Source organism: Streptomyces sp. NPDC051555 (genome assembly GCF_044454405.1).
Classification (GTDB): Bacteria; Actinomycetota; Actinomycetes; order Streptomycetales; family Streptomycetaceae; genus Streptomyces.
This window is the reverse complement of record NZ_JBITDP010000017.1, coordinates 15,695-40,489: the sequence shown is the minus strand read 5'-3', so window position 1 is coordinate 40,489 and position 24,795 is coordinate 15,695. Positions and strand designations below refer to the sequence as shown.

At 73.3% G+C, this 24,795-nt stretch carries 20 protein-coding genes and 1 pseudogene; 11 read left to right on the top strand and 10 right to left on the bottom strand.

Going from position 1 to position 24,795, the window contains the following annotated elements:
- Positions 1 to 24 precede the first annotated feature (24 nt).
- Positions 25 to 837 carry a glucose 1-dehydrogenase gene (locus ACIBEA_RS29290; protein WP_399265958.1) on the bottom strand — a complete coding sequence of 271 codons (813 nt, stop codon included), beginning with the start codon at positions 835 to 837 and terminating at the stop codon, positions 25 to 27.
- 15 nt (positions 838 to 852) lie between these two features.
- Entirely contained in the window at positions 853 to 1,467 is a 615-nt protein-coding gene (locus tag ACIBEA_RS29285) for a vancomycin high temperature exclusion protein (RefSeq protein WP_399266317.1), read from the bottom strand.
- A gap of 517 nt (positions 1,468 to 1,984) precedes the next feature.
- Here ACIBEA_RS29285 and ACIBEA_RS29280 point away from each other — a divergent pair.
- The 4 genes from ACIBEA_RS29280 to dnaG all read left to right on the top strand — a co-directional run bounded on the left by ACIBEA_RS29280 (position 1,985) and on the right by dnaG (position 7,575).
- Positions 1,985 to 2,746: a sirohydrochlorin chelatase gene (locus ACIBEA_RS29280; RefSeq protein ID WP_399265956.1), complete on the top strand. Its 762-nt coding sequence runs from the start codon at positions 1,985 to 1,987 to the stop codon at positions 2,744 to 2,746.
- Between the two features lie 77 nt (positions 2,747 to 2,823).
- Positions 2,824 to 4,149 carry a deoxyguanosinetriphosphate triphosphohydrolase gene (locus ACIBEA_RS29275; RefSeq protein ID WP_399265954.1) on the top strand — a complete coding sequence of 442 codons (1,326 nt, stop codon included), beginning with the start codon at positions 2,824 to 2,826 and terminating at the stop codon, positions 4,147 to 4,149.
- A gap of 93 nt (positions 4,150 to 4,242) precedes the next feature.
- Positions 4,243 to 5,523, top strand: a complete 1,281-nt coding sequence (locus ACIBEA_RS29270) for an NAD(P)/FAD-dependent oxidoreductase (RefSeq protein WP_399265952.1) — start codon at positions 4,243 to 4,245, stop codon at positions 5,521 to 5,523.
- A gap of 114 nt (positions 5,524 to 5,637) precedes the next feature.
- A complete protein-coding gene (dnaG, locus tag ACIBEA_RS29265; RefSeq protein WP_399265950.1) occupies positions 5,638 to 7,575 on the top strand; it encodes a DNA primase in 1,938 nt (645 codons plus the stop codon).
- A gap of 27 nt (positions 7,576 to 7,602) precedes the next feature.
- On the opposite strand, the gene ACIBEA_RS29260 is transcribed toward dnaG, so the two are convergent.
- Complete coding sequence (locus ACIBEA_RS29260; protein ID WP_399265948.1) at positions 7,603 to 8,088, bottom strand: gamma-glutamylcyclotransferase family protein; 486 nt, start codon at positions 8,086 to 8,088, stop codon at positions 7,603 to 7,605.
- A 170-nt stretch (positions 8,089 to 8,258) separates the two neighbouring features.
- Here ACIBEA_RS29260 and ACIBEA_RS29255 point away from each other — a divergent pair, with 170 nt between their 5' ends.
- The 4 genes and pseudogenes from ACIBEA_RS29255 to ACIBEA_RS29240 all read left to right on the top strand — a co-directional run.
- A complete protein-coding gene (locus tag ACIBEA_RS29255) occupies positions 8,259 to 8,963 on the top strand; it encodes a hypothetical protein (protein WP_399265946.1) in 705 nt (234 codons plus the stop codon).
- Complete coding sequence (locus tag ACIBEA_RS29250; RefSeq protein ID WP_399265944.1) at positions 8,960 to 10,390, top strand: ATP-binding protein; 1,431 nt, start codon at positions 8,960 to 8,962, stop codon at positions 10,388 to 10,390. The genes ACIBEA_RS29255 and ACIBEA_RS29250 overlap by 4 nt, the downstream gene beginning before the upstream one ends.
- 186 nt (positions 10,391 to 10,576) lie before the next feature.
- The gene (locus ACIBEA_RS29245; protein ID WP_399265942.1) at positions 10,577 to 11,119 is read left to right on the top strand and encodes a hypothetical protein; all 543 of its coding nucleotides are present in this window, start codon (positions 10,577 to 10,579) and stop codon (positions 11,117 to 11,119) included.
- Positions 11,120 to 11,399: 280 nt separating this feature from the next.
- Positions 11,400 to 12,029: pseudogene (locus tag ACIBEA_RS29240) on the top strand (class F sortase); the annotation flags it as partial.
- Positions 12,030 to 12,148: 119 nt separating this feature from the next.
- Here the strand turns inward: ACIBEA_RS29240 and ACIBEA_RS29235 are convergent.
- From ACIBEA_RS29235 to ACIBEA_RS29225, 3 genes are read right to left on the bottom strand one after another with little or no spacing between them, the layout of a single operon-like run.
- Positions 12,149 to 12,928: a sulfite exporter TauE/SafE family protein gene (locus ACIBEA_RS29235; RefSeq protein ID WP_399265941.1), complete on the bottom strand. Its 780-nt coding sequence runs from the start codon at positions 12,926 to 12,928 to the stop codon at positions 12,149 to 12,151.
- Between the two features lie 36 nt (positions 12,929 to 12,964).
- Entirely contained in the window at positions 12,965 to 13,375 is a 411-nt protein-coding gene (locus tag ACIBEA_RS29230) for a hypothetical protein (protein WP_399265939.1), read from the bottom strand.
- Complete coding sequence (locus tag ACIBEA_RS29225) at positions 13,360 to 14,622, bottom strand: ferric reductase-like transmembrane domain-containing protein (protein WP_399266315.1); 1,263 nt, start codon at positions 14,620 to 14,622, stop codon at positions 13,360 to 13,362. The genes ACIBEA_RS29230 and ACIBEA_RS29225 overlap by 16 nt, the downstream gene beginning before the upstream one ends.
- Positions 14,623 to 14,917: 295 nt before the next feature.
- On the opposite strand from ACIBEA_RS29225, the gene ACIBEA_RS29220 reads away from it, so the two are divergent.
- From ACIBEA_RS29220 to nirD, 3 genes are read left to right on the top strand one after another with little or no spacing between them, the layout of a single operon-like run.
- The gene (locus tag ACIBEA_RS29220; RefSeq protein ID WP_399265937.1) at positions 14,918 to 16,171 is read left to right on the top strand and encodes an NAD(P)/FAD-dependent oxidoreductase; all 1,254 of its coding nucleotides are present in this window, start codon (positions 14,918 to 14,920) and stop codon (positions 16,169 to 16,171) included.
- 2 nt (positions 16,172 to 16,173) lie between these two features.
- On the top strand, positions 16,174 to 18,714 hold the full coding sequence (nirB, locus tag ACIBEA_RS29215) for a nitrite reductase large subunit NirB (RefSeq protein WP_399265935.1): 2,541 nt from the start codon (positions 16,174 to 16,176) through the stop codon (positions 18,712 to 18,714).
- Positions 18,711 to 19,055, top strand: coding sequence for a nitrite reductase small subunit NirD (gene nirD, locus ACIBEA_RS29210; protein ID WP_399265933.1), 345 nt, complete (start codon positions 18,711 to 18,713; stop codon positions 19,053 to 19,055). The genes nirB and nirD overlap by 4 nt, the downstream gene beginning before the upstream one ends.
- Before the next feature lie 28 nt (positions 19,056 to 19,083).
- Here the strand turns inward: nirD and ACIBEA_RS29205 are convergent, their stop codons facing one another.
- The 4 genes from ACIBEA_RS29205 to ppdK all read right to left on the bottom strand — a co-directional run bounded on the left by ACIBEA_RS29205 (position 19,084) and on the right by ppdK (position 24,479).
- Positions 19,084 to 19,512, bottom strand: coding sequence for a VOC family protein (locus tag ACIBEA_RS29205; protein WP_399265931.1), 429 nt, complete (start codon positions 19,510 to 19,512; stop codon positions 19,084 to 19,086).
- A 189-nt stretch (positions 19,513 to 19,701) separates the two neighbouring features.
- Positions 19,702 to 20,187 carry a group III truncated hemoglobin gene (locus ACIBEA_RS29200; RefSeq protein WP_399265929.1) on the bottom strand — a complete coding sequence of 162 codons (486 nt, stop codon included), beginning with the start codon at positions 20,185 to 20,187 and terminating at the stop codon, positions 19,702 to 19,704.
- Between the two features lie 117 nt (positions 20,188 to 20,304).
- A complete protein-coding gene (locus tag ACIBEA_RS29195; RefSeq protein ID WP_399265927.1) occupies positions 20,305 to 21,303 on the bottom strand; it encodes a helix-turn-helix domain-containing protein in 999 nt (332 codons plus the stop codon).
- A 464-nt stretch (positions 21,304 to 21,767) separates the two neighbouring features.
- Positions 21,768 to 24,479, bottom strand: a complete 2,712-nt coding sequence (ppdK, locus tag ACIBEA_RS29190) for a pyruvate, phosphate dikinase (RefSeq protein ID WP_399265925.1) — start codon at positions 24,477 to 24,479, stop codon at positions 21,768 to 21,770.
- Positions 24,480 to 24,795 lie beyond the last annotated feature (316 nt).

The window sequence follows — 24,795 nt, the reverse complement described above, 5'->3', positions numbered from 1 at the left end:
CCACCGCCCGGTGAGGCGGCCCGATCACTGTCCGGTGAGGTGGCGGACGGTGAGCCCAGCCGTCCATCCGCCGTCCACGGCCAGCTCGGCCCCGGTCATGTAGCCCGCGGCGTCGGAGAGCAGGAAGGCGATGGCCGCGGCTATCTCCTCAGGGGCGCCGACCCGGCCCATCGGGGCGCCGGGGTAGTTGCCCTCGCCCGCTTCGATGCCGACGGGGGCGGTCATCGGGGTGAGCGTCATGCCGGGGTGGACGGAATTCACCCGGATCCTCGCTTCGGCCAGCTCGACCGCGCCGATCTTCGACAGGCCGCGCACCCCCCACTTGGAAGCGCCGTACCCGGCGGTGAGCGCGAGGCCGGTGAGGCCCGCGGCCGAGGAGATGTTGACGATGGAGCCGCCGCCCTGGGCCCGGAGCAGCGGGATCGCGGTCTTGATGCCGATGAAGACGCCGACCAGGTTGATCTCGACGACCTGGCGGAAGTGTTCGACGCTCTCGTGCTCCAGGTACTGGCCGGTGGATATCCCCGCGTTGTTGACGAGCCCGTCGATCCGGCCGAACTCGGCGAGCGCGTGGTCCAGCGCGGCCCGCCAGTCGCTCTCGCTGGTCACGTCGTGCCGCAGGAAGCGCGCCGCGTCGCCCAGCTTCTCCGCCGTGGCGGCTCCCTCGTCCTCCAGCACATCGGTGATCACCACTCGGCCGCCGCCGTCGACGACGGCCTGCGCCGCCGCGGCGCCCAGCCCGCGGGCCCCACCGGTGATGACGACGACCTTGCCGCTCAGATCCACAACAGCCACGGTTCCACACCTCTTACAGATAGGGATATGACTAATCGGCATAACCGCCGAGCGGCGTCAGTCTGCCAGAGCGGCCAGGGCCCGCGACACCCCCTCCTCCTTGGGTCCCAGGAAGTGCGGCTGCGGCTTGAACACGGCGTCCACCGCCGCCTTGCCCGAGGCGAACACCTCGCGGACGCCGCCGTAGTACCAGGTCGCGTCATGCGCCTGGTCGACCCCCACCCCGTAGGACTCGATGCCCGCCGACTCGCAGAGCGCCACCGCCCGGCGTATGTGGAAGCCCTGACTGATCAACACGGCCCGGTGCACCCCGAAGATCTCCCGGGTACGCACACAGGAGTCCCAGGTGTCGAAGCCGGCGAAATCGCTGACGATCCGCCCGTCCGGCACCCCGTGCCGCGTGAGGTAGGCGCGCATCGCGTCCGGCTCGTCATAGTCGCTGCGGCTGTTGTCCCCCGTGACCAGCACCACCTTGACCCGGCCCGCCCGGTACAGCGCGGCCGCCGCGTCCAGCCGGTTCGCCAGGTACGGGGTCGGCTGCCCGTCCCACAGGCCCGCCCCGAAGACCACCGCCACCTCGGCGGCGGGCGCATCCGCCGTCGTGCGCAGCCGGTCCCCCGCCACCGCGTGCGTCCACGCCGAAGGCAGCAGCGCCAGCACGCACCCGAGCATCACCCCCTGGACCACCCTGCGCCGCGTCCGCACCGTGCCCCATCCCGACCGCGCACCGGAACCCGACCCGGCGCCCACCCCCGAATCCAACCCCGCCCCCGTCCCCGTCCCCGAACCTGACCCCGACCCTGACCCGAACCTCGACCTGAACCCCACGACCGATCCCCCCGTGCCCTCTCCTCGCGGCCCGCTCCCTGCGGTCCACCCGCTGCGGTCCGCTCCCTGCGATCCACACCATTCGCACAAGTTGACGAACCGGACCGGCGCCCCAGTTCCGCCCACCGCACCTTTCACTCGTACGAATGAGCGGGTGAGCACCTGGAAAACGTCCGTCACTCCGACGCAACGACCCGGCAACCTGCACCCGTCAGGATCGGTCCATGACGGAGCCCGCGCACCCTCCCGAATCGTTTCCCCCCGCCTCCACCACGGATCTGCTGACCCGGATCACGGCCCAGCTCGGCACCCAGCTCCGCGGCGTGCGACCGCCGCGGGCCCGGCCCCACGGAGCCCACACATGCAGCCCACCCTCGTCGCCGTGGCCCACGGCAGCCGCGACCCCCGCGCCCTGCACACCGTCTCGGCCCTGCTCGACCGCGTCCGCGACCTCCGCCCGCGACTGCGGGTCCGGCTCGGCCACATCGAGCTGAACGAACCCCTGCTGGACACCGCGCTCGACGCCCTCGACCCCGGCGCGGCGGTGCTCGTACCGCTGCTCCTCGGCCGCGGCCACCACGTCAAGCACGACCTGCCGGCGGCCGCCGCCCGCGCGCCCCACCTGCACGTGCGCGTCGCCGCCCCGCTCGGCCCGCACCCACTGCTCGTCGAGGTGCTGCGCGACCGGCTGCTCGAAGCGGGCTGGACCCCGGGCACCGCCGCCGTCCTGGCCGCCGCCGGATCCCGCGACCCGGACTCGGCCGCCGACACCCGCCGCACCGCCGCGCTGCTCTCCGAACGCCTCGGCGGGGTCCCCGTCATCGCCGCCCACGCCTCCGCCGCCGCACCGAGCGTGCCCGAGGCGCTGCGCGCCCTCGCCGCCCGCGGCCACCACCGGGCCGCCGTGGCCTCGTACTTCACCGCACCCGGCCGCTTCGCCGCCCAGTGCGCGGCGGTCGCCCCCGGCCCGGCCGCCGACCCGCTGGGCGCCCACCCGGCGCTCGCCCGGCTCGTCCTGCGGCGCTACGACGACGCCCTGGCCGGGCGGCTCACGGACCACGCGCGAACCGCCGCGGACCGCCGCTCCGGCCACCCGGACCCGCGAGAACTGGCCACCGCGTAGGGCTGCCGTAGGACCGCCGCAGGACCGCCTTCGTTCGGATTGCTCCGATTGTCGGTGTCTCCGGTTAACGTCTGAGCATGGAAGGCATGGAAGGCACCACCCTCGTCCCCTCACCCGGCTCGTACGATCCGGCCGCGATCGAGCGCTGGGCCACCGAGCCCGACAAACGCCCGGGCCGCACGGCCTTCCAGCGCGACCGGGCCCGCGTGCTGCACTCCGCCGCGCTGCGCCGCCTCGCCGGGAAGACCCAGGTGGTCACCCCCGGCACCCGTTCCTACGACTGGGACGCCAGCCCCCGCACCCGCCTCACGCACTCCCTGGAATGCGCCCAGGTCGGTCGGGAGCTCGGCTGGGCGCTGGGCTGCGACCCCGACCTCGTCGAAGCCGCCTGCCTCTCGCACGACATGGGCCACCCGCCCTTCGGGCACAACGGCGAGGAGGCGCTCAACGAGTTCGCCAAGGACTGCGGCGGCTTCGAGGGCAACGCGCAGTCCCTGCGCCTGCTGACCCGGCTGGAGCCCAAGCGGTTCGCCCCGCATCCGGACACGGGCGAGCTGGTCAGCGTCGGCCTGAACCTCACCCGGGCCTGCCTCGACGCCGCCACCAAGTACCCGTGGGCCCGCGGCGACCACCCCACCGACCCCGGCTCGGTGAAGTTCGGCGCCTACGAGGACGACCTGCCGGTCTTCGAGTGGCTGCGCCGCGGCGCGCCGGCCGACCGCAAGTGCTTCGAGGCCCAGGTCATGGACTGGGCCGACGACGTGGCGTACTCCGTCCACGACTTCGAGGACGGCCTGCACGCGGGCCACCTCGACCCCAACCTGCTCTTCGCCGAGCCCGAGCGGGCCGAGATCTGGCGGGTCGCCATCGGGCGCTACGTACCGGCGGACACCGATCCCGAGGAACTGCGCGCGGCCCTCGACCGTTTGATGGAACAGGAGTGGTGGCCGCACGGCTACGACGGCTCGGCGGTCGCCCAGGCCCGCCTCAAGGACGCCACCAGCCAGCTGATCGGCCGCTTCTGCCTGGCCGCGGAAGGCGCCACCCGCGCCGCCTACGGCACCGGCCGGCTCACCCGGTACTCCGCCGAACTGGTGGTCCCCCGCGAGGCGCGCAACGAGTGCGCCGTCCTGAAGGCGGTCGCCGACCTGTACGTCATGCAGCGCGACGAACAGGAGCGCCTGCGGGCGGACCAGCGCATCGTCCTGGCCGAACTCGCCGAAGCGCTCAGCGCCCGCGCCCCCGAGGGACTGGACCCCCAGTTCCGGGCGATCTTCGACGCCGCGCCGGACGACAAGGCCCGCAAACGCGCGGTCATCGACCAGATCGCCTGCCTCACGGACGCCGCGGCCCGCTCCTTGCACTCCCGCATCGCGCTGCGCCCGCGACGCGCCGGGAGGTGAGCCGATCGGGCCACTCCCCCTTCACGCGGCAGGCTCAGTGCGGGACGCTCGCATGTGGTCGCATGTGGCGGAGAGGTTATGAGGAGGCATCAGGTGGTCGACGCACACCGGACGTTTGTCATCGTCGGCGGAGGGCTGGCCGGAGCGAAAGCGGCTGAGACGCTGAGGTCAGAAGGGTTCACCGGCAGGGTCATCCTGATCGGTGACGAGCGCGACCACCCCTATGAACGGCCGCCCCTCTCGAAGGGGTACCTCGCGGGCAAGGAGGAGCGCGAGAGCGTCTTCGTGCACGAGGCGGCCTGGTACGCCCGTGCGGACGTCGAACTCCATCTCGGCCAGCCCGCCGTCCAGGTGGACCGGGACGCCAAGAAGGTCGTCCTCGGCGACGGCACCGTGGTGCACTACGACCGGCTGCTGCTGGCCACCGGCTCCGAGCCGCGCCGCCTCGACATCCCCGGCACCGATCTGGCCGGGGTCTACCACCTGCGCCGCCTCGCCCACGCGGAGCGGCTGCGCGGGGTGCTGGCCACCCTGGGCCGGGAGAACGGCCACCTGCTGATCGCCGGAGCGGGCTGGATCGGCCTGGAGGTCGCGGCCGCCGCCCGCGGCTACGGCGCCGAGGTCACCATCGTGGAACCGGAGGCGACCCCCCTGCACGGGGTGCTCGGCCCGGAGCTGGGCCGGGTCTTCGCCGACCTGCACGCCGAGCACGGCGTCCGCTTCCACTTCGGCGGCCGCCTCACCGAGATCAGCGGCCGCGACGGCATGGTGCTCGCCGCCCACACCGACGACGGCGAGGAGCACCCGGCGCACGCGGTGCTCGCCGCGATCGGCGCCGCGCCGCGCACGGCGCTCGCCGAGACCTCCGGGCTCGCCCTGGTCGACCGGGAGCACGGGGGCGGCATCGCGGTGGACGCCTCGCTGCGGACCTCGGATCCGGACATCTTCGCCGCCGGTGACGTGGCCGCCGCCCACCACCCGCTGATGGGGACCCGGCTGCGGGTCGAGCACTGGGCGAACGCGCTCAACGGCGGACCGGCCGCGGCCCGGGCCATGCTGGGCCAAGAAGTCTCGTACGACCGGGTCCCGTACTTCTTCTCCGACCAGTACGACGTGGGTCTGGAGTACTCGGGCTACGCCCCGCCCGGCGCCTACGACCAGGTGGTGATCCGCGGGGACGTGGCCAAGCGGGAGTTCATCGCCTTCTGGTTGTCCGAGGGCCGGGTGCTGGCCGGCATGAACGTGAACGTGTGGGATGTCACCGAGCCCATCCAGGCGCTGATCCGCGCCGGGGTGGAGGTGGACCGCGACGCGCTGGCGGACCCGACCGTCGCGCTGTCCTCGCTGGTCCCGTCCGCGGAGCGGGCCGGGTAGCCCGCAGGCCGCCCGGCGGCGCGGCGGCGCGGCGGCCTGCGGGCGCGCGGCGGCGGGAAGGGAAGGGGAGGGGCGGCTGGTGGGATTGTCCGAGCCCGGCCGTAGACTTCACGCGTGGCAGGCAGGATCAACGACGACGATGTGAAGGCGGTCCGGGACGCGGTCCCGATCGACGCCGTCGTGTCCGAGTACCTCCAGCTCCGCAATGCGGGCGGCGGCAACCTCAAGGGCCTCTGCCCCTTCCACGACGAGAAGTCCCCCTCCTTCCAGGTCAGCCCGAGCAAGGGGCTCTACCACTGCTTCGGCTGCCAGGCGGGCGGGGACACCCTCGACTTCATCATGAAGATCGACCACCTCTCCTTCTCGGAGGCGGTCGAGCGGCTGGCGGGCACCGCCGGAATCACCCTGCGGTACGAGGAGGGCGGCTACACCCCCGGTCAGAGCGGGCGCGGCGAGCGCATCCGGCTGGTCGAGGCGAACAAGGCCGCCGCCCAGTTCTACGTCGACCAGCTGGACGGGGCCGAAGCCGAGATCGGTCGGAAGTTCCTGGCCTCCCGCGGCTTCGACCAGGCCGCGGCCGCGCACTTCGGCGTGGGCTACAGCCCGGCCGGGTGGGACCACCTCACCCGGTTCCTGCGCGGCAAGGGCTTCACCGACAAGGAACTGATCCTCTCCGGCCTGTCCCAGGACAGCCGCAGCGGGAAGCCCATCGACCGCTTCCGCGGCCGCCTCATGTGGCCCATCCGCGACATCACCGGCGAGGTGGTCGGCTTCGGCGCGCGCAAGCTGCGCGACGACGACAACGGGCCCAAGTACCTCAACACGCCCGAGACCCCCATCTACAAGAAGTCCCAGGTCCTCTACGGCATCGACCTGGCCAAGAAGGAGATCGCGAAGACCTCCAGCGCGGTCGTCGTCGAGGGCTACACCGACGTCATGGCCTGCCACCTGGCCGGGGTCACCACCGCGATCGCGACCTGTGGCACGGCCTTCGGCGGGGATCACATCAAGATCCTGCGCCGACTGCTGATGGACAACGCCACCGCCGAGGTGATCTTCACCTTCGACGGTGACGCGGCCGGGCAGAAGGCGGCGCTGCGGGCCTTCGAGGACGACCAGAAGTTCGCCGCCGAGACCTCCATCGCGATCACGCCCGGCGGCATGGATCCCTGCGACCTGCGGCTCGCCGAGGGCGACGCCGCCGTGGCCACGCTCGTCTCCTCCCGCACCCCCCTCTTCGAGTTCGCGCTGCGGCAGATGGTGGCCCGGCACAACCTGGAGAACCCGGCGGGCCGCGCGGCCGCGCTCGACGAGGCGGCCCCGGTGGTCGCGGCCATCAAGAACATCGCGATCCAGCACGAGTCGGCGGTCCAGCTCGCGGGCATGCTGGGCATCCGCGACGAGCAGTTCGTCGTCAAGCGGGTCTCCCAGGTCGCCCGGTGGGCCCGCGAACGCGGCGGCCGCCCCGGGCAGGGCCACGGTCAGCAGCAGGGCTCCGGTCATCAGCAGGGCGCCCGGACCCGGTCCGCGCACGACCAGGGCTCCCCGGAAGCGGCCGCGCACACCCCGGGTCCCGCGCTGAACCTGCGCAGCCCGGCCCACCGCACCGAGCGGGAGCTGCTCAAGCTGGCCCTGCAGCGCCCGGCCCTGGTCTCCCCCGCCTTCGACGCCTACGGCCCCGACGAGTTCACCGCGCCGCCGTACGCGACGGTCCGCCAGGCCATCCAGGACGCGGGCGGCGCCTCCCTGGGCACCGACGACTACCTCGCCCGGGTCCGCGACGCCGCCCCCAACGACACCGTCCGCGCGATGGTCACCGAGCTGGCCGTGGAGGCCATCCACGCCAAGACCGTGGACGAGATCTACGCCGGGGTCCAGCTGGTCCAGGTCCGGCTCCGCGCGGTCGACCGCCGGGTCCACGACATCCAGGGCACCATGTCCCGGCTGGGCCCGAACGCCCCGGCGGAGCAGCTCGCGGCCGTCCAGCAAGAGCTGTGGGTGCTCCAGCAGTACGGCCAGCGCCTGCGCAACCGCGGCGCCGAGGGCCTCTAGAACCCGGGTCCGCCGAGGAACCAGCCCCTAGGGCTCCGCGGGTTCTTGGAGCGGCCCCTTCCGGCTCAGCCAGTCGCCGCCCGGGATCGGGGTGCCGGCCCGGGCCAGTGCGTCCGCCAGTTCCGGAGCGGCCAGGTAGACCCAGGCCGCGGCCGTGGTGCCGTCGGGGCGCAGGGTGGTGCGCCGGACCCGCTCGTAGAGGTTCAGCGGGCTGGCGGGCCCGTGGTACTCCTCCAGCCGGTCCAACTCCGCCAGCAGTCGCGCGTACTGCCCCGGCGCCGCGGCGACCAGCTCCCCGAGCGTCTGCGCGCCCGCGCACCGGACGGCGTAGGGATAGCCGGGACCGTCGTAGAGCAGCGCGTCCGGGAGCCGGGCCGGCTCCTCGGAACGGGTGCGTCCGCGCAGGAAGGCGTCGTGGTTGACCTCGCCGGGGCGCAGCGTGCCGTAGACGAAGAAGGGCAGCTCCTCCTCTTCGACCGGCGGCTGTTCTTCTGGCCGATTGACCGATGCCATGCGTCACACCCCTCGGATAGAACGGTACGGACCGGGCGGAACGGACCGTTGCGCCCGGCCGGACCGTCCGACCGGCCATCCCGGACGGACACCCCGGACGGGTGGCCCCGCGCCGCGCGCCCGGTCCACCGTACGCACGCCCCTCACCCCGACGGCACCCTCCCTCCCCCATGAGCCGACCCCGGTTGTCCCGCCGCCTCACCGCCGCCCTGCTGTGCGCCTGCGCGCTCGCCGCCGGCGGCTGCGCCGCGCCCGGCGGGCTGTCCCCGGGGGAACCCGCGCCGCCCATGTCGCCCCAGCCCCGGCCGGATCCGCTGTGGCCCGCCTGGACGGAACACACGGACCAGGCCCCCGGCGTCGAGGTCGGCACCCGGGTGCCGCCGCCACAGCCGCTCAAGGGCGCTCCCCCGGTGCCCGCGGGCGGGCTCGGGGCCCTGTCGTATCTGGAGATCCTGCACGCCGACCCGATGATGCGGCCGTACACCCGCCAGGGGGCGATCAGCGCGCCCGGCCGGGCCGGGGTCCGGCCGCCCGTCTACAAGGACCTGACCGGGAGCGGCGGCCTCGAACTGATCGCCGCCGCCGACACGGAGAGCGGCCGCTCGGTGCTCAGCGTGTACACGGTGGTCAACGGTCAGGTCGTGTCCGTCCTCTACACCACCGGTCTGCGCATGGAGGTCGAGGCGATGGGCGCCGACCTGCTCGTGCGGACGACCCCCGACGAGGGCATCGAGCAGGCCGCCCGGTTCCGCTGGGACGGCACGCGGATGACGGTCGCCAGCGAGGAGAAGCGGTACCACAAGCCCGGGTCGGGTAAGGATCCCGAAACCGGGCCCGGCGCCGGCCCGGGCAGCGGCTGGGCGGCGGGCCGTTGACGCCCCTCCCGCCCCGCGGCCGCCTCCCGCTCCGCCGTCGGTTCCCGCTCCGCCGTCGCCACCGGCTGCGCTCCCTCGGCCTGCGCTGGAAGATCGCCGTGCTGCTCGCCGTCGGCTGTTCGCTGGTCGCGGTCACGATCGGCGCCTTCATCCACCGGGCCCGCGTCCACCAGGTGTCGGACGCCGCCCGCGTGGGCGCGACCGTGGAGCTCTTCCGGGTCCGCCAGTTCTACGAGCTGACCGGCCGGCTCGATGCCGGCAAGACGGGCGCGGCCGCCGGCGAGGTCGACGCCCCGGGCCTGCCGCCCTCGCTGCGCGACCTGGCCCTCACCGGGCGGCGCAGCACCTACATCGACATGTCCGGCGGCCACCCCACGGTGTGGGCCGCGCGCCCGATCGACGGCAAGCACACCCTGTCGGTGCACCAGTCGCTGGCGGCGGAGCAGAGCGAGCTGGCCGATCTGGACCAGCAGCTCGTGGCGTACGGGCTGGCGGTCGTCACGCTGGCGGCCGTTGCCGGCGCCCTGCTGGCCAGCCGGCTCAGCAAGGGGTTGCGGACGGCGGCCGAGACCGCCCGCCGGATCACCGATGGCGATCTGGACGCCCGGATCGGATCCCCGGGCGCGCCCGGAACCCGCGACGAGGTGGCCGACCTTTCCTCGGCCGTGGACATGATGGCGGCCAGCCTCCAGTCCCGGCTGGAGGCCGAGCAGCGTTTCACGGCCGATGTCGCGCACGAGCTGCGCACCCCGCTGACCGGGTTGCACACGGCGGCCGAGCTGCTGCCGGAGGGCCGGCCGACCGAGCTGGTGCGCGACCGGGTGGCCGCGCTGCGCAGCCTCACGGAGGACCTGCTGGAGGTGGCGCGGCTGGACTCGAACCGGGAGGAGGCGGCCTTGGACGTGCACCGGCTGGGTCCGCTGGTCGCCTCGATCACCGAGCGGTCGGGGGTCGCCGCGGACATCCGGTTCACGGCGGAACTCCCGGATCCGCCTCCGCAGCCGCAACCGCGCCCGGACCCGATCACCCGGACGGGGGCCCGGGCGGGGGCGGTGGTGCTGGCGCACACGGTGGTGCGGGCGGACACGAGTGCGTACGTACGGACGGACGTGCGGCGGCTGGAGCGGATCCTCGGCAACCTCCTCGTCAACGCCCGCAAGCACGGCGGCGGCGCGGTCGAGGTCACCGTCCGCGGGACCACGGTCGCGGTGCGGGACCACGGCAAGGGCTACCCGGAGCAGCTGCTGCGCGAAGGGCCCCAGCGGTTCCTGACCGGCACGGTCGAACGGGGGCAGGGCACCGGCCTCGGCCTGACCATCGCCTTCGGGCAGGCCCAGGTGATCGGAGCCCGGGTGGAACTGTCCAATCCGGCCGACGGGGGCGCGTACGCCCTGCTCACGCTCCCGCCGGGTCCGGCTCCCGGCTGAAGCGCCGCCCCGCCCCGCCCCGTCACCCGGACGGGGCGGGGGCACCCGGATGGCCGCTGAGCGGCCCTGACGTGCCGTGATGGCGGGACACGCCCGGACCGCGGCAGAATCTGACATTCCATCAGGAGGCGCCCGGCGCGCACCCGGGCTTACCTCGGAACACGACCCCGTTTCCCAGGAGGACCCGTGCGCCGACGCACCGCCCACGTGCTCACCGCCACCGCACTGACCAGCGTCGCCTTCGCCGGTCCGGTCGCGGGGGCGGTGGCCGCCGCGGACTTCGGCGTGGGGAGCTTCGCACCCGGGGACTTCGCCCCGCTGGAGGTCTGGCCCAAGTCGGCCGTCGCCGGCACCACGGTCACCGTGAACACCTCCGCCTGCGGGCGCGGCAGCCACGCCGAGGGGGACGCGTCCACGGTGGGCGGCGGCCGGTTCAAGCTGGCCCCGGGCACCCGCGCGGAGGTGGTCGTCGGGCAGTTCCAGGTCTCCCGGGACACCTCGCCCGGCACCTACGAGATCGGCGCCACCTGTGCGGACGGCAAGTTCGCCACGGGTGACCTGGTCGTCACCGAGCACGGCCCGCAGGGGCACGTCCGGACGGGGGTGGGCGGCGGTACGACGACGACCGTCGACCCCACCAAGATCGCGGCGGGAGCGGCCGTACTGGCCGTGACCGCCGTCGGCGGTACCTGGTTCCTGCGTCGCCGGGCGAGCGGCACGCGGAACTGACGGACGCCCACCGCGGCCCAGGCCGCGGTCCGACCGGTACCGCCCCGCCGTCGCCCGCCCCGCGAGGTCCCCCCCGTTCGCGGGGCCGGGCGACGGCCCCCTTCCATTCCACGAGCACTCGCACCATCCACGAGCACCCGCACCACCCGCGCCACCGGCAAGCACCCGCACCAAGGGGGCACGCATGCGCACCTCCGGCCACGACCGCCACCACCGCCATGACCCGCACCATCCACACCACCCGCACCACCGTCCCGGCCCCGCCCCGCACCACCGCCGCCTGGCGGCCCGCGGCACCGGTACGGGCGCCGGTCGCGCCGGGCTCGTCGCGCTCACCGCCTGCGTCGGCATCTGGTTGGTCACCAGCGGCTCCGCGGAGCCGGTCCATCCGCCCCGGCCGTCCCCGGCGGACGCCCTCGCCGCCGAACCCCTCGACGTACGGGCCGCCGCCCCGCTCCCCGGCTCCCCGCCCCGGCGGATCCGGATTCCCGCCATCCGGGTGGACGCCCCGCTGACGGGCCTCGACCTGGAGGCCGACGGCAGCCTGGCGGCCCCACCGCCCGCGCGCCGCGACCTGGCCGGGTGGTACCGGGACGGCACCACCCCCGGCGCCGTCGGCACCGCGGTCATCGCCGGGCACGTCGACACCGCCACCGGCCCGGCGGTCTTCTACCGGCTGGGCGCGCTACGCCGCGGGGCCCTGATCGAGGTGCCCCGCGAGGACGGGCGTACGGCCGTGTTCACCGTCCACGCCGTGGAGGTGTACGACGCCGGGGCCTTCCCGGACCGGCTCGTCTACGGGCCCGCGCCGCGCGCCGAACTGCGCGTGATCACCTGCGGGGGCAGCTTCTCGCCGCGCACCGGCTACCAGGGCAACGTGGTGGTGTTCGCCCACCTCACGGGCGTCCGCGAGCAGCCGCGCCCCGAACCGCCCGCGCCGGAGGGCCAGGACCGGGACCCGGCCGCCGGTGAGGACGCGCGCGCCGCAGGCTCCGGGTCGTCCGCAGGCTCCGGGCCCGAAGACCGGGATTAGCCCCACTGCTCCAGGCCGAGCTTGACGACCAGCGCGGACACCACGGTCAGCAGGACGACCCGCACGAAGCCGCTGCCCTTCTTCAGCGCCATCCGGGCGCCCGCCATCCCGCCGATCAGGTTGAAGACGGCCATCAGCGCGGCCAGCTGCCACATCACCTCGCCCTTGGACGCGAAGACGGCGAGCGCGCCGGCATTGGTACCGACGTTCACGATCTTCGCGGTCGCGGAGGCCGTGACCAGGTCGAGGTGGAGCAGGGCGGTCAGGGCGAGGACGAGGAAGGTGCCGGTGCCGGGGCCGATCAGGCCGTCGTAGAAGCCGATGCCGAGCCCGGCCAGGCCGATCGCGGCGACGACGCGGCGCCGGCTGACGGGGCCGGCGGCCGGGGCGGAGCCGAAGCCCGGGCGGAAGATCACGAACGCGGCGACCAGCAGCAGCACCACCATGATCACGGGGCGCATCGTGTCCTTGCTGAACACCCCCGCCAGCACGGCCCCGCCCGCGGCGCCGGCCATCGCGGCCAGCCCGATCCGGGTCGCGATACGCACGTCGACCGGGGCCTTGCGGGCGTACGTCACCGCCGCGCCCGTGGTGCCGACGATGGCCACCGCCTTGTTGGTGCCGAGGGCGTGCGTCAGCGGCACATCGGCCGGCAGGCCGAGCATCAGGGCGGGCAGGAGCAGCAGTCCGCCGCCACCCACCACCGCGTCGATCCAGCCCGCGGCGGCCGCTGCGGCGCACAGCACGATGATCATGGTCGTTGATATGTCAGGCACGGCCCGACCCTATGGATCTTGTGGGTGCAAGGGCCATCAATCCCGGGAAACTTGCGCAAGGTTTGAGCTTGCACCTGCGGGAATCCGGTCCGGGGCCACCGGAGCGGACGGTTCCACCGTTGCGGTCAGCATCGTCGCCGCGAGCACGCTGGCCAGCCCGAGCCCCGCGGCGACCCGGTGCCCGGCCGGTACGGAGGCCAGCGCTCCCAGCAGCGCGAGGCGCACCGGCGGCTTGCGGTGCCGGGCCCGGGCCGCGGGGGCCGGCCGTACGGGCGGCGCGGCGGACACCGAGGCAACCGCCTCCGCCGCACCGACGGACAGGGCAACGTGCAGCGGGTGACGCATGGAGCGGTCGCCTCTCGGGGGCATCAGGGACATCGGGAGGATCAGGGGCAGCTGGGGCGTCAGGGACATCAGGAGAATCAGGAGGATCAGGAGCTGAAGCATTCGGAATGGATACGTCCGCCCGGCACCCCGGCCCGCAACAGCGCGGCCCGCGTCGCCTCGGCCATCCCCGGCGGCCCGCAGAGGTAGACGTCGTGCTCGACCAGATCGGGCACCAGGTCGGTCAGCGCCCGCGGGGCCAGCGGATCGTAGGCCGCGTCCGAGGGCCCGAGCAGGTAGTGCAGCCGGGCCCCGCGCCCGGCGGCGATGGACTCCAGCTCCGACCGCAGGACGAGGTGCTCCTCGGCCCGCGCCCGGTAGAGCAGGGTGATGTCCCCCGGCCCGCCGGGCAGCGTCTCGAACAGCGCCCGCATCGGGGTGATCCCCACCCCGCCCGCGATGAGCAGCACCTGCGGCCGGGTCCGGCGGGCCGCGGTGAGCGCGCCGAAGGGGCCGGTGGCGAGCACCCGGGTGCCGGGGCGCAGCCTGCGGATCCGGCGACTGTGACCGCCCAGTGCCTTCACCGTGATCCGGAGGGTGTTGCCCCGGACAGGGGCGGAGAGGGAGAACGGCAGGGCGGTGTACCAGAGCCGCCGCTGGAGGAACCGCCAGCGCAGGAACTGACCCGGCTCGGCCCGCAGTTCGTCGAGGTGGGCGCCGTACATGACCACGGAGACCACCCCGGGCCCCTCGCTGCGCACCTCCAGGACCCGCAGCGCGTGCCGCAGGGCCTGGCGCACGGGCACCACCCCCCGGTACCAGAGCAGCAGGACCGCGACCACGGTGTGCGCGAGGACCCAGAACCAGGCGACGGGACGCAGGTCCGGGCCCGCGAGCTGGTGGACGAAGGCGAGCGCGGCGGCGAGGTGGACCAGCAGGTGCACCCCGCGCCAGGTTTCGTGCGAGACCCGGCGGCGTACCGCCCGGGCGGAGGTCACCCCCACGCAGACCAGCAGCCCGGTCCCGGCGGTGGCGGCGGCGAGCGCCGGGTAGCCCAGCAGGTCCCGGGCCGCGGTCAGGACGTCGAGGCCGCCGTGGACGGCGTAGCCGAGGAGGGCGAAGAGGGCGTGGCCGAAGCAGAGCAGCAGGACGTGGCGGCCGCCGAGGGCGTGCCAGCGGGCCAGCCGGTCGGCGCCCACCCCGTGCTCGACGGCGGGCACCCGGGCCATCAGGAAGAGCATGACGAGGATCCCGTACCCGGCGAGCAGCCCGGTGAGGTGCGCGGCGGTGGCGAAGAGCGCGTCGAGCCGGGCGGAGGGGTGCACCTGCACCGCCCAGAGCAGGACGACCAGCGCGGCCCCGACGCCCATCGCACCCCGGACCCGCACCGCCGTCGCCGCACCCGCACCCGTACCCGCACCCGGCACCGCGACCGCCCCGAGGACCGCCCCCCACCTGCCGCGCACCCGCGCGTCCACCGCCGTGCCCCGCCCCGCCACATCTCGCATGCGGCCCACGCTAGGTGGCCGCGGACCCCTCCGGATGATCCTTAAGGCGGCCTTGAGGAACGCCTCACGGCCCCTTAACCCGGGTGCTGAGATGCGTGTTCCGTACGGGTAACAAAGGCGATGCGGCCGGGAAACAGCGGGCGCGCAGGCTGACGCCATGACCTCGCAACAGCACGTGGTGGTGATCGGTGGCGGCCTCGCGGGCCTGCGGCTCGCGGGCCGGCTCGGCGCGGACGCGGCGGTGACCGTCCTCGGCGAGGAGGCGCACGTCCCCTACAACCGGGTCCTGCTCGCCGAGGTCCTCGCGGGCCGCTACGCACCGGAGGTGACCGCCCTCCCCGCCCCCGGCCCGGCGCTTCGCCGGGGCGTACGGGCGGTGCGCGTCGACCGGGCGGAGCGGCGGGTGCACTGCGACGACGGCAGCACCCACCCGTACGACGCCCTGGTCCTGGCCACCGGATCCAACCCGGTGCTGCCGCCCCTGCGCGGGCTGTTCGAGCCCGACGGCAGGGACCTCCCGGACGGGGTGCACGCCTTCCGCACCATGGACGACTGCCTGGCCCTGGACCGCGCCGTCGCCGCCCGCCCCGACCTGAACGCCGTGGTCATCGGCGGCGGCCTGCTCGGGGTCTCCGCCGCCCGCGCGCTCGCCGAACGCGGGGTACGGGTGGTGCTGGCCCAGCAGGGCACCCGGCTGATGGAGCGCCAGCTCGACGAGGACGCCTCGGCCCTGCTCCACACCCACCTCGGCGAACTCGGCGTCGAGATCCACACCGAGTGCCGGGTGCGCGGCCTGACCACCCGCGCGGACGGCGCCGGCCGCCGGGTCACGGGCGTCGAGCTCGCGGTCGGCCTCCACCTCGACGCCGACCTCGTCGTCCTGGCCTGCGGGGTGCGCCCCCGCACCGGCCTGGCCCAGGCCGCGGGGCTCGACGTGCGCAAGGGCATCGTGGTCGACGACGCGCTGCGCACGAGCGATCCGCGGATCCACGCCATCGGCGACTGCGCCGAGCACGCGGGCCGCGTGTACGGCCTGGCCGGCCCCGCGCTGGAGCAGGCCGACGCCCTCGCCGCCCACCTCACCGGCGCGGTCCCGGCCGGATCGGGGCCGCCGCGGTACAGCGGCACCCGCGCCCTCACCCGGCTCACCCTCTCCTCCGGCCCGCGCCCCCTGGACCTCGCCGCCTTCGGCGAGACCACCGCGCGGCCCGGGGACGACGTGCTCCGGCTCTCGGACGCCACCCGGCGCACCTACCGCAAGGTCGTCGTCCGCGGCGACCGGCTGGTCGGCGGGGTCCTGCTCGGCGAACTCTCCACCGTGGGCGCGCTCGCCCGCAGCTGGGAGGGCGACGAGCCCCTGCGCGCGCACGACGACCTCTCCCACCTGCTCACCGACGACGGAGGCTCCTGAACATGGCCGCATCCACGACGCCCACCCCCCAGGTCGTGCTCATCGGGCACGGGATGGTCGGCCAGCGCTACCTCGAAGCGCTCGCCGAGCGCGGCGCCACCGCCACCCACCGGATCACCGTGCTCTGCGAGGAGCCGCGCCCCGCCTACGACCGCGTCCACCTCACCTCGTACTTCTCCGGCAGCTCCGCCGAGGACCTGTCGCTGACCCCCGAGGGGTTCATGGCCTCCCACGGGATCGAGCTGCACCTCGACGACCCCGCGGAGCACATCGACCGGTCGGCGCGCACCGTCACCTCCCGCTCCGGGCAGGTCTTCCCCTACGACGTGCTGGTCCTGGCGACCGGCAGCTACCCCTTCGTACCGCCCGTCCCCGGCAAGGACGCCCCCGGCTGCTTCGTCTACCGCACCATCGAGGACCTCCTCGCGATCGAGGCGTACGCGAAGGGGCGGACCAGCGGCGCGGTCATCGGCGGCGGCCTGCTGGGCCTGGAGGCGGCCGGCGCGCTCCAGGGACTCGGCCTGACCACCCGGATCGTCGAGTTCGCGCCCCGGCTGATGCCCGCGCAGATCGACGACGGCGGCGGCGCGGCCCTGCTGCGGACCATCGAGTCGATGGGCCTGACCGTGCACACCGGCGTCGGCACCCAGGAGGTGCTCACCGGGGCGGACGGCTCCGTCAGCGGCATGGCGCTCTCCGACGGCTCCTCGGTCGGGACCGAGCTCGTCGTCTTCTCCGCCGGGGTCCGCCCCCGCGACCAGCTCGCCCGCGCCGCCGGCCTGGACGTCGGCGAACGCGGCGGCATCGCCGTCGACGCCCACTGCCGCACCTCCGACCCCCACGTCTACGCGATCGGCGAGTGCGCCCTGGCCGCCGACGGCCGGGTCTACGGCCTGGTCGCACCCGGCTACGAGATGGCGGAGACGGCCGCGGAGGACCTGCTGGGCCGCGACAAGCAGTTCACCGGGGCCGACCTCTCCACCAAGCTCAAGCTGCTCGGGGTGGACGTGGCCTCCTTCGGCGACGCCCACGGCGCCACCCCCGACTGCCTCGACGTCGTGTACTCCGACTCCCGCTCGGGGATCTACAAGAAGCTCGTCGTCTCCCCCGACGGTGTGCTGCTCGGCGGGGTCCTCGTCGGCGACGCCGACTCCTACGGGCTGCTGCGGCCGCTCACCGGCAGCGTGCCGCCCGCCGCGCCCGAACAGCTCGTCCTGCCCGCCGGGATCGGCGCCGCCGTCCAGCTCGGGCCCGCCTCGCTGCCCGACCACGCGGTCATCTGCTCCTGCCACAACGTCACGAAGAAGGCCATCACCGCCTGCGCCACCCTGCCCGAGGTCAAGAAGTGCACCAAGGCGGGCACCGGCTGCGGCAGCTGCGTCAAGGTGATCGGCCAGCTGCTGCCGCCCGCCGCCGAGAAGGGGCTCTGCGCCTGCTTCCCCTACACCCGCGCCGAGCTGTACGAGATCGTCCGCACCCTGCGCGTGACCTCGTACGACAGCCTCCTCGACAGCCACGGCCGGGAGGCGGCGCGCGGCGGCAACGGCTGCGAGGTCTGCAAGCCGACCGTCGGATCGATCATCGCCTCGCTCGCCCCGACCGTGGGCGCGCCCGGCTACGTACTGGCCGGGGAACAGGCCGCGCTGCAGGACACCAACGACCACTTCCTCGCGAACCTCCAGCGCAACGGCTCGTACTCGGTCGTCCCGCGCATCCCCGGCGGCGAGGTCACCCCCGACAAGCTGATCGTGATCGGCGAGGTCGCCCGCGACTTCGGCCTCTACACGAAGATCACCGGAGGGCAGCGCATCGACCTCTTCGGCGCCCGGGTCGACCAGCTCCCGCACATCTGGGCCCGCCTGGTCGAAGCCGGCTTCGAGTCCGGGCACGCCTACGGCAAGGCGCTGCGCACCGTGAAGTCCTGCGTGGGGCAGACCTGGTGCCGCTACGGCGTCCAGGACAGCGTGCGCATGGCCATCGACCTGGAGCTGCGCTACCGCGGCCTGCGCGCCCCGCACAAGCTCAAGTCGGCGGTGTCCGGCTGCGCCCGCGAGTGCGCGGAGGCGCAGAGCAAGGACTTCGGGGTGATCGCCACCGCGAGCGGTTGGAACCTGTACGTCGGCGGCAACGGCGGGGCCACCCCGCGCCACGCCGACCTGCTGGCGCAGGACCTGTCGGACGCCGAACTGGTCCGGTTGATCGACCGGTTCCTGATGTTCTACATCCGCACCGCCGACCGGCTGGAGCGCACCTCGGCCTGGTTGGAGCGGCTGGAGGGCGGCCTGGAGCACCTGCGGGACGTGGTCGTCCACGACTCGCTCGGGCTGTGCGGGGAGCTGGAGTCCCTGATGGCCGACCACGTGGCGCACTACCGGGACGAGTGGGCCGAGACGCTGGAGGACCCCGAGCGGCTGCGCCGGTTCGTCTCCTTCGTCAACGCGCCCGGCGCCCCCGACCCGACCGTGAAGTTCGTCGCGGAACGCGACCAGGTCAAGCCCGACCTGACCTTCTTGACCCTGGAACCCCTGGGAGGGACCCGATGACCGTAGAACTGCAGGTTCCGCAAGGCTGGCTGACGGTGTGCGAGTACACGGAGCTCACTCCGGGGCGCGGGGTCGCGGCCCTGCTGCCGGACGGGACCCAGGCCGCGGTGTTCGTCGACCGCGCGGGGCGCACGTACGCGATCGGCAACCAGGACCCCTTCACCGGGGCGCAGGTGCTCTCGCGCGGGCTGGTGGGCTGTGTGGAGGGCCGGCCGTTCGTGGCGTCGCCGCTGCTCAAGCAGCGGTTCGACCTCGCGACCGGGCAGTGCCTGGACGACGAGGAGGTGGCGGTCCGGACGTACCCCGTACGGACCGCCGCGACCTCACGGGCATCGGCCTGAGCCGCGTCGTGGGCGGCGCCCTCGCCGCCTAGGACACGCCGTGGGTCACGCCGTCGCCCTGGAGGGCCGCCGGGTCCATCCACATGATCTCCCAGGTGTGGCCGTCGAGGTCCTCGAAGGCCCGGCCGTACATGAAACCGTGGTCCTGGGCCGCGCGGGGCTCGGTGGCACCCGCCCCGACGGCCGCGTCGACCAGCTCGTCCACGGCGCCCCGGCTCTCGGCGCTCAGACACAGCAGCACCTCGGTGGTGGTGGCCGTGTCCGCGATGGCCTTGTGCGTGAAGTCCTTGAAGCGGGCCTCGGTCAGGAGCATCGCGACGATGGTGTCGCTGATGACCATGGAGGCGGCGTTCTCGTCGCTGAACTGGGCGTTGAAGGCGTAGCCGAGCTTCGTCCAGAACGCCTTGCTCGCGTCCAGGTCCTTGACCGGCAGATTGACGAAAATCATCGTTGACATCTGGGGCTCGCTTCTCTCGCGCGGTGCGGTCCGGTGTTCCGGCGCCGCCCGGAGCGCCGGTGGCTTCCGGTGGCGTCCGGTGCTTACGAGGGGTAGACCACGGCCCCATCGGAAACTCATCGCCGCGGGGAAGACTTTTTCACCGGTGTTCCGCGAGGCCGCTGCGACGCCGTTCTCACGCTCCGGTTCTCACGCTCCGGCGCGCAGCTCCAGGGCGGCCAGCGGGATGAAGCCCGTGCCGTCGCCGTCGCGCGTCCCGTCCGTCCCGGCCAGCCGCTTGTGCAGGGTGAGCGCGATCCGTTCGCCCTGCGCCTTGGCCCGCTCGGCGTTCGGCCCGCGGTGCAGCCCGTCGATGGTCGCGCGCCACAGCTGCACCCAGCGCCCGAAGTCACCGGCGGTCATCGCCCGCGCGGAGTGCAGCGCGGCGTGCGGGGCGAAGGCGTTGCGGCGGTAGTCGGCACTGCGGAAGAGGGCGCGCTCCCAGAAGTCGGTGATCCGGGGCAGGTGCGTCTCCAGGTCGGTGCCCGCGACCTCGGTGAAGAACGGCCCGATGGCCGGATCGGCGAAGGCCGCCAGGTAGAAGCGGCGCAGCACGACGTCGAGGTCCGCACGCCCCCGGATGTCGGCTTCGACGACGGTGCCTTCGACACGGGATGCGGCGCGGGAGGAGTCCATGCTTCCACCATCCTCCGCCGCTCCCCGGCGCCCCAGGGGCCAAGGTCCCGTGGTCGCCGGCGAGCGGCCCCGGACGGCTCCCGGGGCCCCGGGAGCCCCGCGGGCCCCCGGGCGCCGTCAGGAGGCCACTGCACCGCCCTTCAGCAGGGCCGCGCCCAGCGGGGTCACGGTGTGCAGCACCGCGCTGCCCCGGCGCAGGGTCGTCACCAGGCCCGCCTCCCGCATCACGCAGGCGTGCTGGCTGGCCGAGGCCAGGGAGACCCCGGCCCGGCGGGCCAGCTCGCTGGTCGTCGCGCCGTCCCCGATGGCCCGCAGGACCACCGAGCGGGTGTGCCCCACCAGCTTGCCCAGAGTCCGCTGGCGCTGCTCCTCCGCGGGCCGGGCCGCCTCGCCGCCGGTCTGGGCCGAGGCGAGCTGCGCCGCGGCCGGGTAGACCAGTACGGGCGGCAGCTCCGGGTCGTGGAGGGTCACCGCCGTGCGCCGGCAGAAGAAGGACGGCTGGAGCAGCAGTCCGCGCCCGCGCAGCCGGACGTCCCGGTCCACCGGGTAGTCGCACTCCAGCACCGGCGCCCGCCACCGCAGCATCGGCGGCAGCGAGGCCAGCAGCTCGTCCGCGCCGCCGTCCAGCAGCGCGCGGCCCCTGGCGGCCCGCTCGGCCTCGATCTGCGCCTGGATGTGCGTCCAGTGCGGCTCCACGGCCGCCCGGTGGTACCCGCGCAGCTCGTCCATGAGCCGCGGCAGGTACCGGGGACCGTCGTCGACGAAGTCCCGTAACCGCGGCGAGGGCGGCGCCCCCTGCCCCAGCACGAGCAGCTCCCGACGCATCCGCTCGGGCCTGATCCCGCGCAGCGCGTCGAGCCCCGTGTCCCATCCGTACTGTCCTTCGACAGGAGTCAGGAAATCGGGGAAATAGCCGCGACTCGGTATGAGCGCGCCGAGCAAACGTGTTTCACTATTCAACCTGCTCCGCGTTGTAGTACGCCATTCACCGAACAACCGGACATCACGCCGGTCCCTTAAACGGTGAAAACTGAGAATCGTTTCCCACAACGCATCGGGACGCCCTGCCATCCGTACGCGTGCCAGGTCCACTCCAGTGAAATGGATACGAAGCACCGAACCCCCACCTGTGCAACCGCAATCCCCCCGCCTCATGAGTATGCATGCCGTCACACCACGTCACCACAGCCTTTCGGCCACAGTTGAAACCCCTTTCGGCGGGGGTGTGACAACCGAAATCCTGTACTCCGCCGGGCACACTCCGGCGCGACCGAAACGCTCCGCGAAGGCCGTGGGGGGCTTTGCGGGGCCTGGCGGTCGGTCGCACCGGGAAGCGCCGACGTGCCCGGCAGATTGTCAGCAGGCGGTGGACGGGTGGGGATCCGTCCACCGCCTGCTGACGTAAAGAGTTGTTGAACAATGTGCTTCTTCACACCGCGCTCTTCACGCCGTACTTGTGCACAACGCAGGCGCGCCCACCCCAGGGTGTCAGGGAACCCGGGGCAGGCGCGGTCTGAGGGGCGTGGGAGGCGGACACCGCACGCGCGGAGCGTGCGGAGCGGCGGCCACGCCGTGCGGGGTCAGCGGCTGTCGCTGCCCTTCGCCTCGGCGGCGGCACGGCCCGCCTCCAGGCGCGCCACCGGGATCCGGAAGGGCGAGCAGGAGACGTAGTCGAGGCCGACCTCGTGGAAGAAGTGCACCGACTCGGGGTCGCCGCCGTGCTCGCCGCAGACACCGAGCTTCAGGTCGGGACGGGTCGCCCGGCCCGCCTGCACGGCACTGCGGACCAGCGCGCCGACGCCTTCCTTGTCGATGGTCTCGAAGGGGGAGACCCCGAAGATGCCCTTCTCCAGGTACGCGGTGAAGAAGCTGGCCTCGACGTCGTCGCGGGAGAAGCCCCACACCGTCTGGGTCAGGTCGTTCGTGCCGAAGGAGAAGAACTGCGCGGCCTCGGCGATCTGACCGGCGGTCAGCGCGGCGCGCGGCAGCTCGATCATCGTGCCGATGGTCAGCTTGAGGTTGGTGCCGGTGGCGGCCTCGACCTCGGCGATGACCTGGTCGGCCTCCTCGCGGACGATCTCCAGCTCCTGGACCGTGCCCACCAGCGGGACCATGATCTCGGCGCGCGGGTCGCCCTTGGCGTTCTTGCGCTCGGCCGCGGCCTCGGCGATCGCCCGGACCTGCATGGCGAACAGGCCGGGGATGACCAGGCCGAGGCGGACGCCGCGCAGACCCAGCATCGGGTTCTGCTCGTGCAGCTTGTGCACGGCCTGGAGCAGGCGCAGGTCGTTCTCGTTGTGGTCCTTGCGGGACTCGGCGAGGGCGACGCGCACCGACAGCTCGGTGATGTCGGGCAGGAACTCGTGCAGCGGCGGGTCGAGCAGGCGGACGGTGACGGGGAGTCCGTCCATCGCCTCGAACAACTCGACGAAGTCCTTCTTCTGGAGCGGCAGGAGGGCACTCAGTGCCGCTTCCCGCTCCTTGTCGGTGTCCGCCAGGATCAGGTGCTCGACCAGCTCGCGGCGCTCGCCGAGGAACATGTGCTCGGTGCGGCACAGGCCGATGCCCTGGGCGCCGAAGCGGCGGGCGCGCAGCGCGTCCTCGGCGTTGTCGGCGTTCGCCCGGACCCGCAGCCGGCGGACGCGGTCCGCGTAGGCCATGATCCGGTGCACGGCGGAGACGAGCTCGTCGGCGTCGTCGGCGCCCGCGTGCATCCGGCCCTCGAAGTACTCGACGACCGGCGACGGTACGACGGGTACCTCGCCCAGGTACACCTTGCCGGTGGAGCCGTCGACGGAGACGACGTCGCCCTCCTCGACGACCACGCCGGAGGCGGTGGTCATCCGGCGGCGCTTGGTGTCGACCTCCAGCTCCTCGGCCCCGCAGACACAGGTCTTGCCCATGCCGCGGGCGACGACGGCCGCGTGCGAGGTCTTGCCGCCGCGCGAGGTGAGGATGCCCTCGGCGGCGATCATGCCGTCCAGGTCGTCCGGGTTGGTCTCGCGGCGGATCAGGATGACCTTCTCGCCGGAGCGGGACCACTTGACGGCCGTGTAGGAGTCGAAGACGGCCTTGCCGACCGCCGCGCCCGGGGAGGCGGCGATGCCGCGCCCGATCAGCCGCGAGGCGGCCGCCTCGTCGAAGCGCGGGAACATCAGCTGCGCGAGCTGGGCGCCGTTGACCCGCTGGAGGGCCTCGGCCTCGTCGATCAGGCCCTGGTCGACGAGCTGGGTCGCGATGCGGAAGGCCGCGCCCGCGGTGCGCTTGCCGACGCGGGTCTGGAGCATCCACAGCTGGCCGCGCTCGATGGTGAACTCGATGTCGCACAGGTCCTTGTAGTGCGTTTCGAGGGTCTCCATGATCTGCATGAGCTGGTCGTACGACGCCTTGTCGATCGACTCCAGGTCGGCGAGCGGGACCGTGTTGCGGATGCCCGCGACGACGTCCTCGCCCTGCGCGTTCTGCAGGTAGTCGCCGTAGACGCCCTGGTGGCCGCTGGCGGGGTCACGGGTGAAGGCGACGCCGGTGCCCGAGTCGGGGCCGAGGTTGCCGAAGACCATGGAGCAGATGTTGACCGCGGTGCCCAGGTCGCTCGGGATGCGCTCCTGGCGACGGTAGAGCTTGGCGCGGTCGGTGTTCCAGGAGTTGAAGACCGCCTCGACGGCGAGGTCCATCTGCTCGCGGGCGTCCTGCGGGAACTCCCGGCCCGCCTCCTCGGCGACGATCCGCTTGAAGCGCGCGACGACCTTCTGCAGGTCGGCGGCGTCCAGGTCGGTGTCGACGGTGACCTTCTTGGCGGCCTTGGCCTCGTCGAGCGCGTCCTCGAAGAGCTCGCCCTCGACACCGAGGACCGTCTTGCCGAACATCTGGATCAGACGGCGGTACGAGTCCCAGGCGAAGCGGTCGTTGCCCGCCTGCGCGGCGAGCCCCTTGACCGACTCGTCGGACAGGCCGATGTTGAGGACCGTGTCCATCATGCCGGGCATGGAGAACTTCGCTCCGGACCGGACGGAGACCAGCAGCGGGTCGTCCGACTGACCGAGCTTCTTGCCCATCTTCGCCTCGAGGGCGACCAGGTGGGCGCCCACCTCGTCGCGCAGCTCCACCGGGGCGTCGCCGCTCTCCAGGTAGACCTTGCACGCCTCGGTGGTGATGGTGAAGCCGGGCGGGACGGGGAGGCCCAGGTTGGTCATCTCGGCGAGGTTGGCCCCCTTGCCGCCGAGAAGGTCCTTGAGGTCCCGGTTGCCCTCGGTGAAGTCGTAAACGAACTTCTGATCTTTGTTTTCCGACACGGGTCTCGACTCCTCGAGGACTCGGGTGGCTGCCCTGACGGCCAGGAACATACCCAGATCGAAGGCTTATGGGTACGTCCACTTGGCGGTCACATGGCTGTAACCACCCGTGCGCCAGGAGATCGAAAGTAACTCGCGGGTAGCTGGAGCACCCCCAGAGCCTTCACATCCCGAAGTGAGAAGTGCTCGGATCGGCTTGCTTGCGCTCGGATGAGCGATCATCGATACATTTGCGTTCAAGTCTTGAACACACAAAGGGTGGCACCCAGTGCCACCCTTTGGAAGTCATAGCCGAGAAAAGACCGCTCATCTGAGC

What these genes read in the sequence shown, in the direction of transcription:
- ACIBEA_RS29200 (WP_399265929.1), bottom strand. Translation starts at nt 20,187, where the DNA reads ATGGACTCCTCCCGCGCCGCATCCCGTGTCGAAGGCACCGTCGTCGAA.
- ACIBEA_RS29275 (WP_399265954.1), top strand. Translation starts at nt 2,824, where the DNA reads ATGGAAGGCATGGAAGGCACCACCCTCGTCCCCTCACCCGGCTCGTAC.
- ACIBEA_RS29280 (WP_399265956.1), top strand. Translation starts at nt 1,985, where the DNA reads ATGCAGCCCACCCTCGTCGCCGTGGCCCACGGCAGCCGCGACCCCCGC.
- ACIBEA_RS29205 (WP_399265931.1), bottom strand. Translation starts at nt 19,512, where the DNA reads ATGTCAACGATGATTTTCGTCAATCTGCCGGTCAAGGACCTGGACGCG.
- nirB (WP_399265935.1), top strand. Translation starts at nt 16,174, where the DNA reads ATGGCCGCATCCACGACGCCCACCCCCCAGGTCGTGCTCATCGGGCAC.
- ACIBEA_RS29255 (WP_399265946.1), top strand. Translation starts at nt 8,259, where the DNA reads ATGAGCCGACCCCGGTTGTCCCGCCGCCTCACCGCCGCCCTGCTGTGC.
- ACIBEA_RS29220 (WP_399265937.1), top strand. Translation starts at nt 14,918, where the DNA reads ATGACCTCGCAACAGCACGTGGTGGTGATCGGTGGCGGCCTCGCGGGC.
- ACIBEA_RS29290 (WP_399265958.1), bottom strand. Translation starts at nt 837, where the DNA reads ATGCCGATTAGTCATATCCCTATCTGTAAGAGGTGTGGAACCGTGGCT.
- ACIBEA_RS29285 (WP_399266317.1), bottom strand. Translation starts at nt 1,467, where the DNA reads ATGCTCGGGTGCGTGCTGGCGCTGCTGCCTTCGGCGTGGACGCACGCG.
- ACIBEA_RS29230 (WP_399265939.1), bottom strand. Translation starts at nt 13,375, where the DNA reads ATGCTTCAGCTCCTGATCCTCCTGATTCTCCTGATGTCCCTGACGCCC.
- ACIBEA_RS29260 (WP_399265948.1), bottom strand. Translation starts at nt 8,088, where the DNA reads ATGGCATCGGTCAATCGGCCAGAAGAACAGCCGCCGGTCGAAGAGGAG.
- nirD (WP_399265933.1), top strand. Translation starts at nt 18,711, where the DNA reads ATGACCGTAGAACTGCAGGTTCCGCAAGGCTGGCTGACGGTGTGCGAG.
- ACIBEA_RS29225 (WP_399266315.1), bottom strand. Translation starts at nt 14,622, where the DNA reads ATGGGCGTCGGGGCCGCGCTGGTCGTCCTGCTCTGGGCGGTGCAGGTG.